Origin of the sequence: Capnocytophaga sp. oral taxon 380 str. F0488, from assembly GCF_000318255.2 — a bacterium.
Classification (GTDB): Bacteria; Bacteroidota; Bacteroidia; order Flavobacteriales; family Flavobacteriaceae; genus Capnocytophaga; species Capnocytophaga ochracea.
The window spans coordinates 1-15,721 of record NZ_KB291190.1; the positions used below are offsets into that span (position 1 = coordinate 1).

The 15,721-nt window shown below is 41.2% G+C and carries 14 protein-coding genes; 12 read left to right on the forward strand and 2 right to left on the reverse strand.

Annotated elements, in window-relative coordinates; genetic code table 11:
- The first annotated feature begins 236 nt into the window (after positions 1 to 236).
- The 10 genes from HMPREF9078_RS03705 to HMPREF9078_RS03750 all read left to right on the forward strand — a co-directional run bounded on the left by HMPREF9078_RS03705 (position 237) and on the right by HMPREF9078_RS03750 (position 8,133).
- Positions 237 to 1,367: a DUF4434 domain-containing protein gene (locus HMPREF9078_RS03705; protein ID WP_009419405.1), complete on the forward strand. Its 1,131-nt coding sequence runs from the start codon at positions 237 to 239 to the stop codon at positions 1,365 to 1,367.
- 21 nt (positions 1,368 to 1,388) lie between these two features.
- Positions 1,389 to 1,811, forward strand: coding sequence for a ribose 5-phosphate isomerase B (gene rpiB, locus HMPREF9078_RS03710; protein ID WP_009419406.1), 423 nt, complete (start codon positions 1,389 to 1,391; stop codon positions 1,809 to 1,811).
- A gap of 210 nt (positions 1,812 to 2,021) precedes the next feature.
- Positions 2,022 to 2,276 carry a hypothetical protein gene (locus HMPREF9078_RS03715; protein ID WP_034542803.1) on the forward strand — a complete coding sequence of 85 codons (255 nt, stop codon included), beginning with the start codon at positions 2,022 to 2,024 and terminating at the stop codon, positions 2,274 to 2,276.
- Positions 2,263 to 2,571, forward strand: coding sequence for a type II toxin-antitoxin system YafQ family toxin (locus tag HMPREF9078_RS03720; protein ID WP_034542772.1), 309 nt, complete (start codon positions 2,263 to 2,265; stop codon positions 2,569 to 2,571). Before HMPREF9078_RS03715 ends, HMPREF9078_RS03720 begins: the two co-directional genes overlap by 14 nt.
- Before the next feature lie 86 nt (positions 2,572 to 2,657).
- On the forward strand, positions 2,658 to 3,404 hold the full coding sequence (locus HMPREF9078_RS03725) for a ThiF family adenylyltransferase (RefSeq protein ID WP_034542775.1): 747 nt from the start codon (positions 2,658 to 2,660) through the stop codon (positions 3,402 to 3,404).
- Between the two features lie 393 nt (positions 3,405 to 3,797).
- Positions 3,798 to 4,091 carry a hypothetical protein gene (locus tag HMPREF9078_RS03730; RefSeq protein ID WP_002674144.1) on the forward strand — a complete coding sequence of 98 codons (294 nt, stop codon included), beginning with the start codon at positions 3,798 to 3,800 and terminating at the stop codon, positions 4,089 to 4,091.
- 2 nt (positions 4,092 to 4,093) lie between these two features.
- The gene (locus tag HMPREF9078_RS03735) at positions 4,094 to 4,384 is read left to right on the forward strand and encodes a cell division protein ZapA (protein WP_009410520.1); all 291 of its coding nucleotides are present in this window, start codon (positions 4,094 to 4,096) and stop codon (positions 4,382 to 4,384) included.
- Between the two features lie 233 nt (positions 4,385 to 4,617).
- On the forward strand, positions 4,618 to 6,186 hold the full coding sequence (gene rny / locus HMPREF9078_RS03740; protein WP_009419411.1) for a ribonuclease Y: 1,569 nt from the start codon (positions 4,618 to 4,620) through the stop codon (positions 6,184 to 6,186).
- Between the two features lie 6 nt (positions 6,187 to 6,192).
- Positions 6,193 to 6,723, forward strand: a complete 531-nt coding sequence (locus HMPREF9078_RS03745; RefSeq protein WP_009418516.1) for a mechanosensitive ion channel family protein — start codon at positions 6,193 to 6,195, stop codon at positions 6,721 to 6,723.
- A gap of 39 nt (positions 6,724 to 6,762) precedes the next feature.
- A complete protein-coding gene (locus tag HMPREF9078_RS03750; protein ID WP_009419412.1) occupies positions 6,763 to 8,133 on the forward strand; it encodes a DASS family sodium-coupled anion symporter in 1,371 nt (456 codons plus the stop codon).
- Between the two features lie 101 nt (positions 8,134 to 8,234).
- On the opposite strand, the gene HMPREF9078_RS03755 is transcribed toward HMPREF9078_RS03750, so the two are convergent.
- Together HMPREF9078_RS03755 and HMPREF9078_RS03760 are read right to left on the reverse strand one after the other, a co-directional pair.
- On the reverse strand, positions 8,235 to 9,770 hold the full coding sequence (locus HMPREF9078_RS03755) for a RagB/SusD family nutrient uptake outer membrane protein (RefSeq protein ID WP_009419413.1): 1,536 nt from the start codon (positions 9,768 to 9,770) through the stop codon (positions 8,235 to 8,237).
- 12 nt (positions 9,771 to 9,782) lie between these two features.
- Complete coding sequence (locus tag HMPREF9078_RS03760; protein ID WP_009419414.1) at positions 9,783 to 12,839, reverse strand: SusC/RagA family TonB-linked outer membrane protein; 3,057 nt, start codon at positions 12,837 to 12,839, stop codon at positions 9,783 to 9,785.
- Between the two features lie 195 nt (positions 12,840 to 13,034).
- Here HMPREF9078_RS03760 and HMPREF9078_RS03765 point away from each other — a divergent pair, with 195 nt between their 5' ends.
- Both HMPREF9078_RS03765 and HMPREF9078_RS03770 read left to right on the forward strand, forming a co-directional pair.
- Positions 13,035 to 14,990 carry a multiheme c-type cytochrome gene (locus HMPREF9078_RS03765; RefSeq protein WP_009419415.1) on the forward strand — a complete coding sequence of 652 codons (1,956 nt, stop codon included), beginning with the start codon at positions 13,035 to 13,037 and terminating at the stop codon, positions 14,988 to 14,990.
- Between the two features lie 136 nt (positions 14,991 to 15,126).
- A complete protein-coding gene (locus HMPREF9078_RS03770; RefSeq protein ID WP_009419416.1) occupies positions 15,127 to 15,486 on the forward strand; it encodes a DUF488 domain-containing protein in 360 nt (119 codons plus the stop codon).
- The last annotated feature ends 235 nt before the right edge of the window (positions 15,487 to 15,721 follow it).

Here is a 15,721-nt window from a genome sequence, read left to right on the forward strand (position 1 = left end):
GCTAACCCCACCCATCTTATAGCTCATTTTTTACTTTTCACTTCAACTCCTCCTTCCGTTTCTTTCCGATATCTTCCGAACCCCTCAACCCCTCCTCATTTTCTAATTCTCTCATTTTCCAATTTTCCAATTTTCCAATTCTCTAATTTTCTAATTCTCTAATTTTCCAATTTGCTCATTTTCCAATTTGCTCATTTCCTAATTACTTCCTACCTTTGCAAAAAATATTAAATAAGATGAAAAAATTAATTTTATTCCTCACCATTTTTGGTGCTTTGCTATCAGTCTCTTGTAGCAAAAGCAACTCCGATGAACCAACCCCCAACCCCAACAACCCTATTGTCCCCACTCCACAACCCAACCCTAACCCGCAACCTAACCCGCAGCCCAATCCACAACCTAATCCGCCTACCCCTTCCCCTTCCGATAAAAAGATACTTACAGGTACCTTCATACAGCTTTTTAACAAAGGCGATTGGAGCGAGGCTCAATGGGACAATTTTTTAGGCGAAATTAAAGACTTGGGTATGAACACCCTCATCGTACAATACATAGGATATATAAATCCTTCTAATAACCTCACTTGGTTCGATTCAAACAATAACTTTACTACCACCAAAATTAAACCTACCCTACAACGAATCCTCGCCTCAGCTCAGCGTAAAGGCATAGAAGTGCACATAGGCTTGCTCTTTGATGAAAGTTATTGGCAACATCAAACCGATGCGTCGTGGCTACAAACTCAAGCCAATTATTGTATTGCTATTGCTGAAGATATCCAACGCCAGTTTGGTACTCACCCAGCCTTCAAAGGGTGGTATATTCCACACGAACCTGAGCCTTATGCTTATAATACCGATGATAAGATAGCTCTTTTCAGAGAGAAATTTATCGACCGCATCTCTAATCGTTTGCACCAGCTGAATAACAAACCCGTTTCAATTGCTGCCTTTTGGAATAGTGCACTTTCGTCTCCCGAACAGTTGCAACACTTTATGGCTGAACTCGCTAAGAGTAATTTAGAAATCATTATGTTACAAGATGGGGTAGGGGCACAACACGTAACCCTCAACCGCCTTGCTGAGTACTACCAAGCGGCTGAGCGCGGACTATTTCAGGAAAACAAAAACTATAAAGGAGTATTTTGGTCAGACCTCGAAACTTTTGCCTCTCCTAATGGTCAGGTACCTTTTCATCCCGCTACTTTCGATAGAGTCAAACAACAACTCACTACCGCCTTCTCCATTCCCAAAGTAACCAAAGTAGTATCTTTTGCATATTTTGACGATATGTACACCCAAAGCCCCAATAAAACCCAAGCCGATGCTCTACGTGAAGCTTATAAACAATATATAAAAAACAAATAACGATAAAATTAACTATAAAAAATGAAAATAGCCATAGGAAACGACCACGCAGGAGTCGATTATAAAAAAGCCATTGTAGCTTTTTTGGAAAGTAAAGGAATAGAAGTACTCAACTACGGCACCGATACTTCTGAAAGTGTAGACTACCCCGATTTTGGTCACGCCGTAGCCAAAGCCTTAGAAGAAAACAAAGCCGACCTTGGTATTGTGATTTGCGGTAGTGGTAACGGCATTGCAATGACCGCCAATAAGCACCCTCACATCCGCTGTGCCGTTTGCTGGACAAAAGAGCTCTCTGCTCTTGCCCGTGCCCATAACAATGCCAATGTACTGAGCATTCCCGCCCGCTTTACCGCCATTGAGCAAGCCGTAGATATAGCCAATACCTTTCTCAACACCCCTTTTGAAGGCGGTCGCCACGAAAGAAGAGTAAAGAAGATTTAAATCGCATTTGCGTCGCTACACTTTGCCAAAGGTATGACTCGTACCTTTGGCAAAGTTAATTATAATCAATTGCTTTTAGTTATATTGTAGGGGCGATTGGCAAATCGCCTTCACAAAACAGAGCCTCTCAGACAGGCTTTTTTTGAAGAAGTAAATAATACTTTGTTAAATAAAAAAGATTTTATACTTTTGCCAAAAAATAGTAGTATTATGAATACAATCACATTACAAGCAACTATCAATGAAGCTGATTTCCCTACTTTCTTAAGTTTGTTCGAAAAGTTCAAAGTAAAAACAGTTCTTTTGAGTAAAAAAGAAGGAAAAAAAACATATCCTATTGAAACAGCTATTCCTAACGAGGAAACACAGAAAGCTTTTCAGGAAGTGAAAGAAAAAGGTCACCTTATGAAAAGGTATAAAGACGTTAGACAGCTTTTTAAAGATATAGATGATGAACAGCTTTGAAGAAGAAGAAATAATTTTTGATGTTGTAGCAACTGTAGCTTTCAAAAAAGACAAAAAAAGATATAGCAAAAGCTCTAAGAAGATAGAAAAAGTTCTTAGTGTAATTGATATTTTACAGAGAAAAGGAGTAGAAGGCATTCCTAATGAAATGAAACCTCATTATCTAAAAGGGCAATATAAAGACTGTTTAGAATGCCATATAGAAGGAGATTTTCTTATTATATGGATACAAGATAATGAAGAAAAAGTAATCTATTTGATGAGACTTGGAAGTCATTCTGAATTATTTAAGTAGAAAGTGTCCTTGCAGACAAGCACTGTTATCGGCACTATAAAAGCGAATTATAAGCCCCTTCCTTTGCGATGGGGCTTTTTTTAAATATGAATAATCATTGGTTAGAACGTACAGAGCTTTTAATTAAACAACAAGGCATTACCACTCTGCAAAATGCCCATATCCTCATTGCAGGCTTAGGGGGCGTAGGCTCTTATGCTGCCGAATTTGTAACTCGTGCAGGCGTAGGAGCTCTCACTATTGTCGATGCTGATACCGTTTCCCTCTCTAATATCAACCGCCAGTTGCCCGCCCTTCATTCTACGATAGGGCAAGCCAAAACCGAAGTGATGAGAGCACGTCTTTTGGATATCAACCCCGAGCTGAAACTCACCGTCATTCACGAATTCCTCACCCCTGAGCGTGCTTGGGAAATCGTAACACCCGACTTCGATTATGTCATCGACTGTATCGATAGTATTACCCCTAAGCTGAACCTTATTCTTGCAGCTAAACGCAAACACGTAAAGCTCGTGAGTTGTATGGGCGCCGGAGGTGCTACCGATGTTTCCCAAATAAAAGTAACCGACCTGATGAAAACGTATAACTGTCCGTTGGCAAAGTTTATTCGCAAACGGCTCAAAAACGAGCGTATTCACTCAGGTATAAAAGCCGTATTCTCTTCCGAAATTGTTTCCAAGGACTCTATGCAACGCACCGAAGGTCTCGACTATAAAAAGTCTTTCTATGGTACCATTAGCTTTATGCCAGCCGCTTTTGGGTTACACGCTGCTGCTACTGCGGTAAATTACCTATTAGCGAAACAGCAAAATAAAGAAAATGTTAATTTATAATGTGAATCAATGTTTGAGAAATGATTGTCTCTGATTTACAATTTCATAGTCGCTTTTGCATCACATCTCCCCCTTTGGAGGGGGCTGGGGGGAGGTTATCTCTTTGAGGAAGCCAGCGAAAGCTGGGTATGTGTAAAAGGGGGAGGTTTATAATCAATAAGTTAATTCAACCCTTTGTTAAAATTAAGCAAAGAAAATCATCAACTTGTAATACAATCAAGTGATTTTTATTTATAACAACGCTGAGGTATGACTTTCTTTAAAACTTAAAAGTCCTTTTTTATGTTGATTATGAAAATCTTACATTTCTCAGTTTCATTTATTTTCTAAAAAAATTGCTTTTTTTAAAAAGAAAGCGTATTTTTGCCCCAAATATACAAAGTTCGCTGTTTGATGAGTGATTTAAAAAAGTTGGTAGCGTTATTAGAAGAGAAAGCCATTGTCTTACAGAGCAAATTCAATAGTCTTAGGGAAGAAAATGGCAAGCTAAAACAAACCATTGAAGAACTTCGCAGTGAGAAACAGTCGCTGGAAAGCACTATCACTACACTGAAAGAGAAGAACGAAACACTCGCCATAGCCAACCGTATATTAGGCAGTAAAGATAATAAAAGAGAAACCAAATTGAAGCTCAATACGCTCATTCGCGAAATCGATGCGTGTATCACTCAGCTTACTAAACAATAGCAATGGAACAGGACGGATTGAGAATTAAACTTTCGGTAGCCGATAGGTTATACCCTTTAACCATTGCTCCACAACAGGAAGAGGGATTTAGAAAAGCCGCTAAAAAGATAAACGATATGATTCAAGATTTTGAAACCGTTTATGAACTGCGCGATAAACAAGATGGCTTAGCAATGTGCGCTATCGCTTTGGCAAGAGAAATAGAACAAGCTAAACTCAACGAAACGCACGAAGATGAATCCCTCAAAGAAACCTTAGCACAGGTGTACAACGCCTTAAACCAAATAGGTTAAAACACGTTCCTTTACATAGAAAACTTACTGCCTATATTGATTGTCCTTTCGGTAAACTCAACATTAACATTTCACAAAAGGGAGAGTTACAGCGGCTAAAGCGTGCCGGTCTTCAGTTGCCGGATACTTGCCCCACTGAGTATCCCTAAACCTGTTTTTCAGAGTTTTACGTGAAACATATTAATCAATATAGGCATTTTTTATATCAATATTTTATTTTTTAAACAACAAAGATGGATAGTACAGTTATTATAAGTATTGCAGTTTTTATCATTGCCCTTTTCATAGGGTTCGCTATCGCCAAATCGCTGGAAAAGAAGAACGCCTCTAAAATCATTTTCAACGCTAAGAATGAAGCCGACGTTCTTCTGAAAAACGCTAAAGCCGAAGCTGAAAATATCAAAAAAGACAAGATATTCCAAGCAAAAGAGAAGTTCCTTGAACTAAAAGCTGAACACGAAAAAACAATCTCCGCCAAAGATAAAAAAATGGCAGAGGCTGAGAAGCGTATACGCGATAAAGAGTCGCAAGTGTCTAATGAATTGGCACAAAATAAGCGCCTAAAAGATGAGTTGGAAAAGAAAACAGAAGAAGCCGACTTTCGCTTGCAAACTCTCGACAAAAAACAAGAAGAAATAGACCGCCTACACAAAAGTCAGGTACAACAATTAGAGGTTATTTCAGGCTTGTCTGCCGAAGAAGCTAAGAAACTACTCACCGATTCATTGCGCAGTGAAGCCCAAGCCGACGCGATGGCTTATATCCAAAATACCATTGAGGAAGCCAAGCTCACCGCTCACCAAGAAGCGCGCAAAATCATCATCAACACCATTCAGCGTATAGGCACTGAGGAAGCAGTAGACAATTGCGTATCGGTATTTAATCTCGAGTCTGACGAGGTGAAAGGTCGTATCATCGGTCGTGAAGGTCGCAATATCCGTGCCCTCGAAGCAGCTACTGGGGTCGAAATCATTGTAGACGATACCCCCGAAGCGATTATCCTCTCTTGCTTCGACTCGGTACGTCGCGAAATCGCACGTCTTTCTTTGCACAAGCTCGTAACCGACGGGCGTATCCACCCTGCACGCATTGAGGAAGTCGTAGAAAAAACTACTAAACAGATAGAAGAAGAAATTGTAGAAATAGGTAAACGCACCGTGATTGACCTCGGTATCCACGGATTGCACCCCGAGTTAGTAAAATGTGTAGGACGTATGAAATACCGTTCTTCTTATGGTCAGAACCTCTTGCAACACTCACGCGAGGTAGCTAAGCTTTGCGGAGTAATGGCAGCCGAATTAGGCTTAAATCCTAAACTCGCCAAACGCGCCGGACTCTTGCACGACATCGGTAAAGTACCACAGATAGAAAGTGAGACTCCTCACGCTCTCCTCGGTATGGAATGGGCAGAGAAATATGGCGAAAAACCCGAAGTGTGCAACGCTATTGGGGCACACCACGACGAGATTGAGATGACCTCCTTGCTTTCGCCTATCGTACAAGTATGCGATGCTATTAGTGGAGCTCGTCCAGGAGCACGCCGTCAAGTACTCGATTCGTATATACAACGCCTTAAAGACCTCGAAGATGCTGCTTTCACTTTCCAAGGTGTGAAGAAAGCCTATGCAATCCAAGCAGGTCGTGAGTTGCGTGTAATCGTAGAAAGCGAAAGAGTAACCGACGATAAAGCCGCAGAACTATCATTCAACTTATCGCAAAAAATCCAAACCGATATGACCTACCCAGGTCAAGTGAAAGTAACGGTAATACGTGAAACTCGTGCTGTGAATATCGCGAAGTAAAGTTATATGAACTATATACAAGACTACCTATATCAAATTATTGCTACTGCCATTACATTGGTGGTCTTTATTGCTTTGCGTTACTTGGTGAACTCCATCATCAATAAGTTTGGAAAAAAAGCGGAGTTCGTAGAGAGTCGTACTCATTTAGTAAAGAAGTATATAGACTATTTTATTTATGCGTTAGCTATCCTTACCATTGTCTCTATTTGGGGAATAAAAACCGAACAGCTATTCCTTTTTGTTACTTCGATACTTACCGTAATAGGGGTAGCATTTTTTGCCCAATGGTCGATTTTGAGCAATATTACAGCGGGGATTATCGTGTTTTTCTCTTCTCCGTTTAGAATAGGTGATACGATTAAGATTTTAGATAAAGATTATCCTATCGAGGCTAAAATAATCGATATAAAATCTTTCTATACTCTTTTGAAAACAACAGAAGGCGAACAGATAAGTTTGCCGAATAATCTTTTGCTCCAAAAAGGGATTGTAATTGTTTCGGAAAAGAAATATGCGGTGAAGATAAAACCGTAAATTGCTTACGTGCTTTGCTAATAACAAAAACCCTAATATATGCTGACCAATTACATCAAACGTTCCGTGATTATAGCCATCGCATTGGCGGTAGGCTTTTTACTCTATGGCTTGCTTCCTTATGAAGAGCCTACTAATAAAGGCTTGGCACTCCTTGCCTTTGTCGCTATCTTGTGGCTTACCGAAGCCATACACATTACCGTTACAGCACTCTTAGTTCCTGTATTGGCAATACTCTTGGGCTTAGAGAGTACCAAAAGTGCCCTACAAGCTTTTGCAAACCCTACAATCTTCCTATTCTTTGGAGGTTTCGCTATTGCTACTGCCCTGAGCGTACAAAAGCTTGACAAGTACATCGCTCATAAGGTGATTGCTATAGCCAGAGGAAATTTCCTGTTAGCGGTATTCTTCCTCTTTTTGGCTACTGCTTTGCTCTCTATGGGTATCAGCAATACAGCTACTGCCGCAATGATTATCCCTTTGGCAATTGGCTTGCTCAAAAACATCGACTACGAAAGTAATAAAGGTACGTATGCTTTTGTGATACTCGGGGTTGCTTATAGTGCGAGTATAGGAGGTATGGGTACCTTGGTAGGTAGTCCACCGAATGCCATTGTCGCCTCTCAACTGAATATCACATTCTCAGAATGGTTACGCTATGGTATGCCTACAGTCTTAGGTTTAATGCCTTTGATGATTGGTACGTTGTACGTAGTCTTCCGCCCAAAACTTAACATTAAAATTACCTCTACTGAAGGTGCAGTAGATAAGCTTAATGGCAAGCAGTATCTCACCATTCTCATCTTCCTTATCACAGCCCTTTGTTGGATATTTAGTGATGTAATCAACGAAACGCTCACTTCTTTTTTAAGTATCGAAAAAATCAAAGACTTTGATGCAGTGGTAGCAATGATTGCTGCCGTGTTTGTATGTTTCTTTGGTGTAGCCGAATGGAAACAAATACAAGAAAACACCGATTGGGGTGTGCTAATGCTCTTCGGAGGTGGACTCTCACTAAGCGTTATCCTTACACAATCGGGGGCAAGTAAGGCATTGGTAGACTCTGTGCAGTTTCTCATCGCTGATAGCAACTATTTTGTAATAGGACTTATGGTAGCCACCTTCATCATTTTCTTAACTGAATTTACCAGCAATACCGCCAGTGCAGCTCTCTTAGTGCCTATCTTCATCTCAGTAGCCGAAAACTTAGGAGTTAATCCTTTGGGTCTTTCGCTTATTATAGGTATAGGAGCCTCTTGTGCCTTTATGTTGCCTGTAGCTACGCCTCCTAATGCCATAGCTTACGGCACGGGCAAGGTAAGTCAACGCGATATGATAAAAGCAGGTTTTGTATTGAATATTCTTTGTATTATCTTTATATCAGTAGTAGCCTACTACTTTTGGAGATAATAGTTAAGATTAATGATAATAAAAAAGCGGTCTACTAAGACCGCTTTTTTATTTCAAATATGTTTGAAATCTCTTTATTGTATTAGCAATTAATCATTGTTTTACCAACCTGGGTTTTGTTGCCAGTTGGCTCTACCTTGTTCATAGAGAATGTCACTTGGAGGAAGTGGCCAAACCATTTTATAATTCCCCGCAGGGATATTAAGCTGGTAATACTGGTCAGCAGGGTCTGAAACAATAGCACTGAGGTTCTGAGGAGTACCACGTACTACGCCCAAATTCCAACGCTTGATATCTGCCATACGGAAGCCCTCGAAAGCAAGTTCGCGGTTGCGTTCGTTTTGAATCTCTGCCCAAAGGTCGGTATAGGTTACACTACCAATACCACGAGCGGTGCGCAATCTGTCTAAATAGGTTTTAGCATTAGTTTGATCGCCGTTCTTATAAGCAGCTTCAGCAGCTATTAGGTATATTTCGGCAATACGGAACACTTTAGGACGGTGCATATAAGTAGAATAGCCGTTTTCTGTTTGTTTTAGCAAAGGGTTATCGGGGTATTTATTTACCAAATACAAATCGGTGAAAGTAGCACTACCATAGTTAGCAAAAAGTTTTTTGATATAAATAGACTTACGGTAGTCGTTGTCGTTATACAAATTTACGAAATCTTGAGTAGGTATTGCTTTTGGCAAATACTTTATCTCAAATCTACGCAATCTGTAGTTCCATTCTCTTTGGTATCCTAAATAGACATCGTTAGCTGAAGGTAATTCGGCGGTATTCCCTATATCATATTTAGCATAGAGCTGTACAATACTCTCTGCAGTATCATCATCTTTCCATACTTTTTCTAAATCACTACTGCTAGTTACTAAGCTATAACGACTGCCAATGATAGAAGTAGCTGCGGCATAAGCCTCTGCCCATTTGCCTCTATAAAGCAATACTCGCGCTTTGAGTGCTGCCACTGCATCTTTAGTAAACTTCTCTGCCCCTAATGAGCCTGTTACATCGCTGAGACGGGTTTCTGCTTGCGCTATATCAGCTAAAATAAAATCATACGTCTGACCTACTGTACTTCTGTTAGGAAAATTGTTGATAGTAGGCCCGCTTAGCAAAGGCAATCCATAAGCTGAAGCCTCGTCGGTAGGGCAATAATGCGTAAGCAGATAGGTGTAGTAATAAGCACGTGCCAAATACAATTCGCCCATATTGTGCTTTATTTGTGCCGCATCGGTGCGGTAATTTTCTTGGGGAATAGTAATAGTAGGAATCCCCTCTAAACCTATATTTATATTTTGTATTGCCCCCCAATAGCGTTGCCAAATAGTTGCTGTAGCTGCATTATTGACAGTAAACAACGTCCAGTTTTGAAAGTTTGTAATCGTTTCGTTAGTACCGTCTCTTAAGGCCATATTCAGGAAATCGGCTTGCAAGTCGGTAGCATACATCGCACTTCCGTATATGTTTGTACGCAACTTACCATACATACCATTCACCCAAAATTGAGCATCTTGTACGGTTTTAAAAGAGTTAGCTTGGCTCAAATCTTCATAAGGTTGTTGGTCGAGGTTGAAACAGCCGGTAAAGAACAGAGGAGCTACTACTAAAATTATTATTTTATAAATCTTTTTCATTGTTTTACATTTTTAAAAATTAACATCTACTCCTAAGGTAAATTGACGAGAAGGAGGATAGCCACCTGATGAAATAGCATTATTGTACTCAGGGTCTGCACCTTCGTATTTGGTAAGCGTAAAGATATTGCGGGCGGTAGCATATAAGCGTACTCCTTCAAAGAAATTCAATTGTTTGATAACTTCTTTTGGGAGGCTATAGCTAAGGGTAATATTTTTCAAACGCATAAATGAGGCGTCTTGTATCATACGCGCATCCGATGAATTTACGAAAGTGGTAGTGTTTATCTTAGGGTGGCGGGTGTTATCACCTGGTTTTTTCCAATAGTCTAATATTTTTCTACTTAGGTTGTGATCACCAAACTGGTCAGGATTTTCGGTGTACTTCATATCGTAGTTCCACTTATATTTTTCCAACGAAAAAGAGAATGCCATATCGAGCGAGAATGTTTTATAGCTGATATTCCAGCCGAATCCACCATTGATAGGGGCTTGCATTTTCTTGCCTGTGGTTTGTCCTAACTTACTAGAGTCGTAAGTAGTTGTTACTCTATTATCATCAGTTACTTGCTCCATACGGTCATCGCCTGGTATGTAATACTCCATTTGTCCGGTAGTAGGGTTTACGCCTTTGGGGATAACGGCAGCCCATTCAAGGGCACGACCTAATTTATACCCTATTTCAGAAGAAGGAACCACATTAGAGGTTTTATTGCCAAAAAGAGCGGTTATTTCTTGCTTGTTATAGTTTACGTTAAAGTAAGGACGAATGCTCAGGTCTTCATTTTTACTTCTATACACTACTGATGAGAAAGTGAAGTCTATCCCACGGTTGCGCATACCCCCTGCATTGTCAAAGAATTGATTTTGCCCTGAAGTACTATTGAGCTCACGACTTGAAATCATATCGTAAGTCTCGCGGTCGTAGTATTCTATATTGAAAGAAGTACCTCTATCAATCACAATATTAAGCCCTACAGTTGTTTTGCGTTGCTCTTCCCAACGTAGATCAGGATTACCCAAGCTACCTACTGTATAAGCTGTTTTACCTTGATAGAAATTATCTGGTTTTATGGTAGTGATATGTTTGTAGCCTCCTAAAGCATTTCCTGAAAGCCCTGTACTGAAACGCAAATTGAGGTCTGAAAGCCATTTTACATCTTTCAAAAAGTTCTCTTGTTTGAGTTTCCACATCGCTCCTATTGCCCAGAAGTTACCGTAGTGGTTGTTCTTACCAAAAGCTGACGAACCATCACGGCGCATTGATAGGTCTACGAAATAACGAGTGTTATAAGAGTATTCCACTCTTCCGAAATAAGAATTGAAAGTACTTACAGTCTTTTGGTCTTCTATTCTTTTATCTTTACTACCGTGTCGGAGCATTGTTAGCCCTTCTGAAGGTTGTCCGAAAGTAGTAGCATCTAATTGTTTACTGCTATTTTCAACCGACTCTTGTCCTAATAACACATTGAAGCTATGTTTTCTGCTTTCTCCTAACAGGAAGCGATATTCTAACGTGTTAGTAATTGTTTTTCTGAGTGTACGACTGTTAGACACTGAAGTGTAAGGATTAGGGTCATCGAAAAACTTATAATCTATAAACGAAGGTAACTCTTTTAGTTCTGATTCGCCATACCCGTATTGTATCCCTCCTTGTGTTTTGAATATGAGGTTTTTAATAGGCTCTATAGAGACGAATCCCGAAGGCAAGAAGTCATCGGAGAAAGAGTTGCTAGGGTGTGTTTCGGCATAGTAGTCGGGGTGGTAGAAACCAGCTGAACGACTGGTGATTCCAGGGATATAGTTTTTGCGACGACCATCTTCGTAAGTAGGACTGTAAAGTGGCAAAGCTATCACCTTAGGTGTATTGAGGGTTGAGCCTCCTTCGCGCTCGGTATGTCCTGCTGCAAATGAGAAGCCTGTTTTTAACCATTTAGTAATTTGGGTATTGATACTACCATTGACAGTATAACGACGGTAATCGCTGCGAGGTGCTGTAGAACCCTCTTGGCTGAAGTGCCCAAACGACAAATAATAAGTACTATTATTAGTACCTCCTGAAATAGAGACATCAGTACGTATCAATGGTACAAAATCTCTAAAGAAAACCTTATCCCAACGGGTATTGTAAGGATTATCGGCTAAAATTTTATCTGCTGACTGTCTCGCTACATCCTTGCTTGAACTGAACTTACCTACAGCCAAGTTTACTGCTTCAGGATTTTTTTCTATCCAAAAGTCCATATACTCGCGTGGGGTCATCATATCGTCAAAAAACTTACGGCTAGCGTTGGTAAGCGCTGTAAAGCCGAGTTGGTGACTGATGGTTACGCTTGTACGCTCGTTATTACGCCCTTTTTTGGTAGTGATAAGTATCACCCCATTGGCGGCACGTGCTCCGTAGATAGAGGTAGAAGCCGCGTCTTTAAGTACCGTAATACTCTCGATATCATTAGGGTTGAACCTGCTCATCACACTACTGCTTACGGCTATTCCGTCCATTATATAAAGAGGTTCTTGGGTTCTTTCACCTCGTAGTGCGCCTTGGAAGTTGTTATACCCGTGGATAAGGATATCGCTATTGCTACCAGGGCGACCTGAATCGCTGGTTACCACTACCCCTGCTAATCGTCCTTGTAAGGCATCGGATACGCTGGCTACCGGAGCGGCACTCACATCTTTACCTTGCACTTGTGCCACTTGTGCAACGGTGCGGCTGGCAAGCTTAGGAGCTCCATAGCCGGTAACCACCATCTCTTCAAGTTCTTGTACATCTTCTTTAAGAACTATGTCTAATCGTTTGGTGGAGGCGGTTATTTTTCTCTCTACTGTCTTCATTCCTAAAATCGAAAAACTCAACGTTTCTCCCACTTTGGTTTGGATAGTATAATTCCCGTCCATATCGGTAGCGGCACCGTGCTGGGTACCCTTAATTAATACCAATACACCTAATAAAGGCTCTCCTTTTTCATCTTTTACAGTACCTGAAACCTCTATGTTCTGTGCTGTAACACTAAAAATTACCAGCAAGAAGAGGGCCCAAGAGTACAACAATCTCAGTTTTGTCATCTATATTTAATTTTGCGCAAAAGTAGTAAAAAGGTTTCAATAGTACAAGAGTTTTTAATACAAGTAAATACATTTGTTAATTTTTAATGTTTTAGGACTCTTTTATTAGAATTTTTAACCGTCTTATCCGTTGTATATTAAATATTGTTTTTGTACCTTTGCCCCGCTGTAAGAAAACCGCCTAAATGTTTCTTTATGTCGAAAAAACTATTGATAGCTCTTGCTGTTCTATTATGCCTTGCGGGCATTGTCTTTCTATTCTTCAAAACTACTAATCAGGAGACGTATACCTCCGTAGATGATATTAATAAAGAAACTCCTCAGGACTACATAGGTTCGGCTTCCTGCAAGCAGTGTCACCTAAAAGAGTATAATGAATGGACGCTCTCCGACCATTACAAGGCAATGCAAATCGCTAACGATAGCACCGTACTCGGCAATTTCAATAACGCTACCTACACCGCCGATGGCATCACTTCTCGTTTCTTCAAGCGCGATGGCAAATTTTTTATTCATACACAAAGCGAAGACGGGTCTTACAAAGATTACGAGGTATTGTATACCTTTGGTTATTACCCCCTACAACAGTATATTACCGATTTTCCTAACGGCAAAAAGCAAGTCTTCCGTCAGTCGTGGGATAGCCGTCAAAACAAGTGGTTTCACCAATACGCAGGCGAGGTAATTCTCCCCGATGATTACCTGCATTGGACGCAAGCAGGACAGAATTGGAACCTAATGTGCGCCTCTTGCCATAGCACCAACCTGCAAAAAAACCTCAACCCTTATACCGACTCCTATCACACTACTTATAGCGAACTCACCGTAAGTTGTGAATCCTGCCACGGAGGGGCTAAAACGCACGCCGAGAGTAAGGGGAAAACTCGCACGTTTGTCCTTGCCTCGCAAACCCAAGAACTCAATGCCTGTATGCCTTGCCATACACGTAGGGGAGAGGTAACCCAGCACCACGCTATGGTAACAGAGGTAATGGACGAATATCTGCCCGAAGTGCCTGTAACCGACCTCTATTTTCCTGACGGACAAGTATCAGGTGAAAACTATAAATATTCGTCTTTCTTGCAAAGCAAAATGTATCACCAAAACGTGCGCTGTACCTCTTGCCATTCGCCTCACACAGGCAAGCTGAAAGCCGAAGGTAGCAAAGTGTGTTTGCAGTGTCACGCGCCTAAGTACGCTTCTCAGGCACACACTTTCCACAAAGGTGACCCAGCCGGAACCGATTGCCGTGTATGCCATATGCCTACTCGCACTTATATGGGCAACGATGTGCGCCACGACCACAATTTCTACGTCCCTCGTCCCGATTTGTCTGCTCAGTACGGCACACCCAACGCTTGCAATGCTTGTCATACCGATAAAACCGCTGGGTGGGCAGCCGAGGCTGTTGCCAAGTGGTACGGCAAACAGCGCAAACCGCATTTCGCCGAAAATCTTATTAAAGGAAGTAAAGGAAATATCACCGCACTCAGTAGTCTGTTAGAAGACAAAACAACCCCCGCCATTGTGCGTGCGGGAGCCATTCACTATCTGGGCAATCACCCCTCTGAAAAGAGCTTTGCGCTTGTTAAAAAAGAACTCCACAATCCCGACCCACAAACGCGTTATCGTGCCGTGGTGGCTATTAGCGAATATCCTCTGAATCTCTATGAAAATGATTTGTTGCCCTTACTTACCGATAAGGTGAAGGCGGTGCGTATGCTCGCCGCAAATGCCTTGCTCACCCAAAAAGGATTAGAGGCTTGCAGGGTCTATAATGGATTTGAACAAGCGCATCAAGAGTATAAGGAGTTTGTGCTCTCACAGTCCGATTTTCCATTAGGAAGTGCTACGGCAGGCGACTATTTTGTGAAGATAAACGATACCGATAACGCCATTCGTTTCTACGAGCGCGCTCTGCTGAAAGACAAACAGCTGAACTACATTCGCCTAAACCTCGCTGTTCTTTACAGTGGCAAAGCCCAAAACGACAAGGCAGAAAGCTTCTTAAACGAAGCCTTGAAGTACGAACCCAAAAACGCCCAAATCTATTACGATTTGTATTTGCTCTACAACGAACTTGGGCGCGAGGCAGAAGCCAAAGTTGCGCTTAGTAAAGCCAAAGCCTTAGGATTTAAGGGTAGGTTTTAATCCTTAAAGCATACCGCTTACAATACTCCTACTGCTTACAACCAGCCCTTCTCCGCTTCTTAATCATTAATCATTAACCATTAATCACTAATCATTAAATCCTAATTGGTATATTTTTTGCAATGGTCTTGTTACTATGAAAATACAATTAAAACGCGTATACGAAGCAGAAAGCCCTGAGGACGGCTTTCGTATCTTAGCCGATAGGCTTTGGCCTCGTGGCATCAAAAAAGAAGCGCTTCATTTAGATTTTTGGGCGAAAGAGGTAGCTCCCTCCACAGTTTTGCGCAAACGTTATCATCAAGACGGTAAATTCGAAGATTTCAAAGCAGATTATACCCAAGAACTCTTGGCAAACCCCGCTTTTGCATCTTTCTTAGAGATGCTTAAACCTCATAAAGTAATCACCCTCCTCACCGCTTCTCAGCTGATTGAGAAAAGTGCCCTCCCTATACTCAAAGAAGCAATCTCCAAAAATCCCCCAAAAACCTCTTAAAATAACATTAGCCGAGTACGTGACTATCAATAGCCGAAAGTGTGTATAGAAGGATATTTTCCCCACATTACCTCCGACTTTCCGTCCCTACATTCCCCCTTTGAAGGGGGTTAGGGGGATGTTTGTATTACACTCCCCCCCACATTTCCTCCGTCATTCGTCATTCGTTCCTCGTCATTTCTTCCCTTTTCCATCGCTACAATTCCCCCTTTGAAGGAAGTCCGCGAGAGCGGAG

Excerpts from the sequence above, each read along its gene's own strand:
- HMPREF9078_RS03770 (WP_009419416.1), top strand. The coding sequence starts at position 15,127 with ATGAAAATACAATTAAAACGCGTATACGAAGCAGAAAGCCCTGAGGAC.
- HMPREF9078_RS03720 (WP_034542772.1), top strand. The coding sequence starts at position 2,263 with ATGAACAGCTTTGAAGAAGAAGAAATAATTTTTGATGTTGTAGCAACT.
- HMPREF9078_RS03745 (WP_009418516.1), top strand. The coding sequence starts at position 6,193 with ATGAACTATATACAAGACTACCTATATCAAATTATTGCTACTGCCATT.
- HMPREF9078_RS03730 (WP_002674144.1), top strand. The coding sequence starts at position 3,798 with ATGAGTGATTTAAAAAAGTTGGTAGCGTTATTAGAAGAGAAAGCCATT.
- HMPREF9078_RS03755 (WP_009419413.1), bottom strand. The coding sequence starts at position 9,770 with ATGAAAAAGATTTATAAAATAATAATTTTAGTAGTAGCTCCTCTGTTC.
- HMPREF9078_RS03760 (WP_009419414.1), bottom strand. The coding sequence starts at position 12,839 with ATGACAAAACTGAGATTGTTGTACTCTTGGGCCCTCTTCTTGCTGGTA.
- HMPREF9078_RS03765 (WP_009419415.1), top strand. The coding sequence starts at position 13,035 with ATGTCGAAAAAACTATTGATAGCTCTTGCTGTTCTATTATGCCTTGCG.
- HMPREF9078_RS03725 (WP_034542775.1), top strand. The coding sequence starts at position 2,658 with ATGAATAATCATTGGTTAGAACGTACAGAGCTTTTAATTAAACAACAA.
- HMPREF9078_RS03750 (WP_009419412.1), top strand. The coding sequence starts at position 6,763 with ATGCTGACCAATTACATCAAACGTTCCGTGATTATAGCCATCGCATTG.
- HMPREF9078_RS03715 (WP_034542803.1), top strand. The coding sequence starts at position 2,022 with ATGAATACAATCACATTACAAGCAACTATCAATGAAGCTGATTTCCCT.
- HMPREF9078_RS03705 (WP_009419405.1), top strand. The coding sequence starts at position 237 with ATGAAAAAATTAATTTTATTCCTCACCATTTTTGGTGCTTTGCTATCA.
- rny (WP_009419411.1), top strand. The coding sequence starts at position 4,618 with ATGGATAGTACAGTTATTATAAGTATTGCAGTTTTTATCATTGCCCTT.
- HMPREF9078_RS03735 (WP_009410520.1), top strand. The coding sequence starts at position 4,094 with ATGGAACAGGACGGATTGAGAATTAAACTTTCGGTAGCCGATAGGTTA.
- rpiB (WP_009419406.1), top strand. The coding sequence starts at position 1,389 with ATGAAAATAGCCATAGGAAACGACCACGCAGGAGTCGATTATAAAAAA.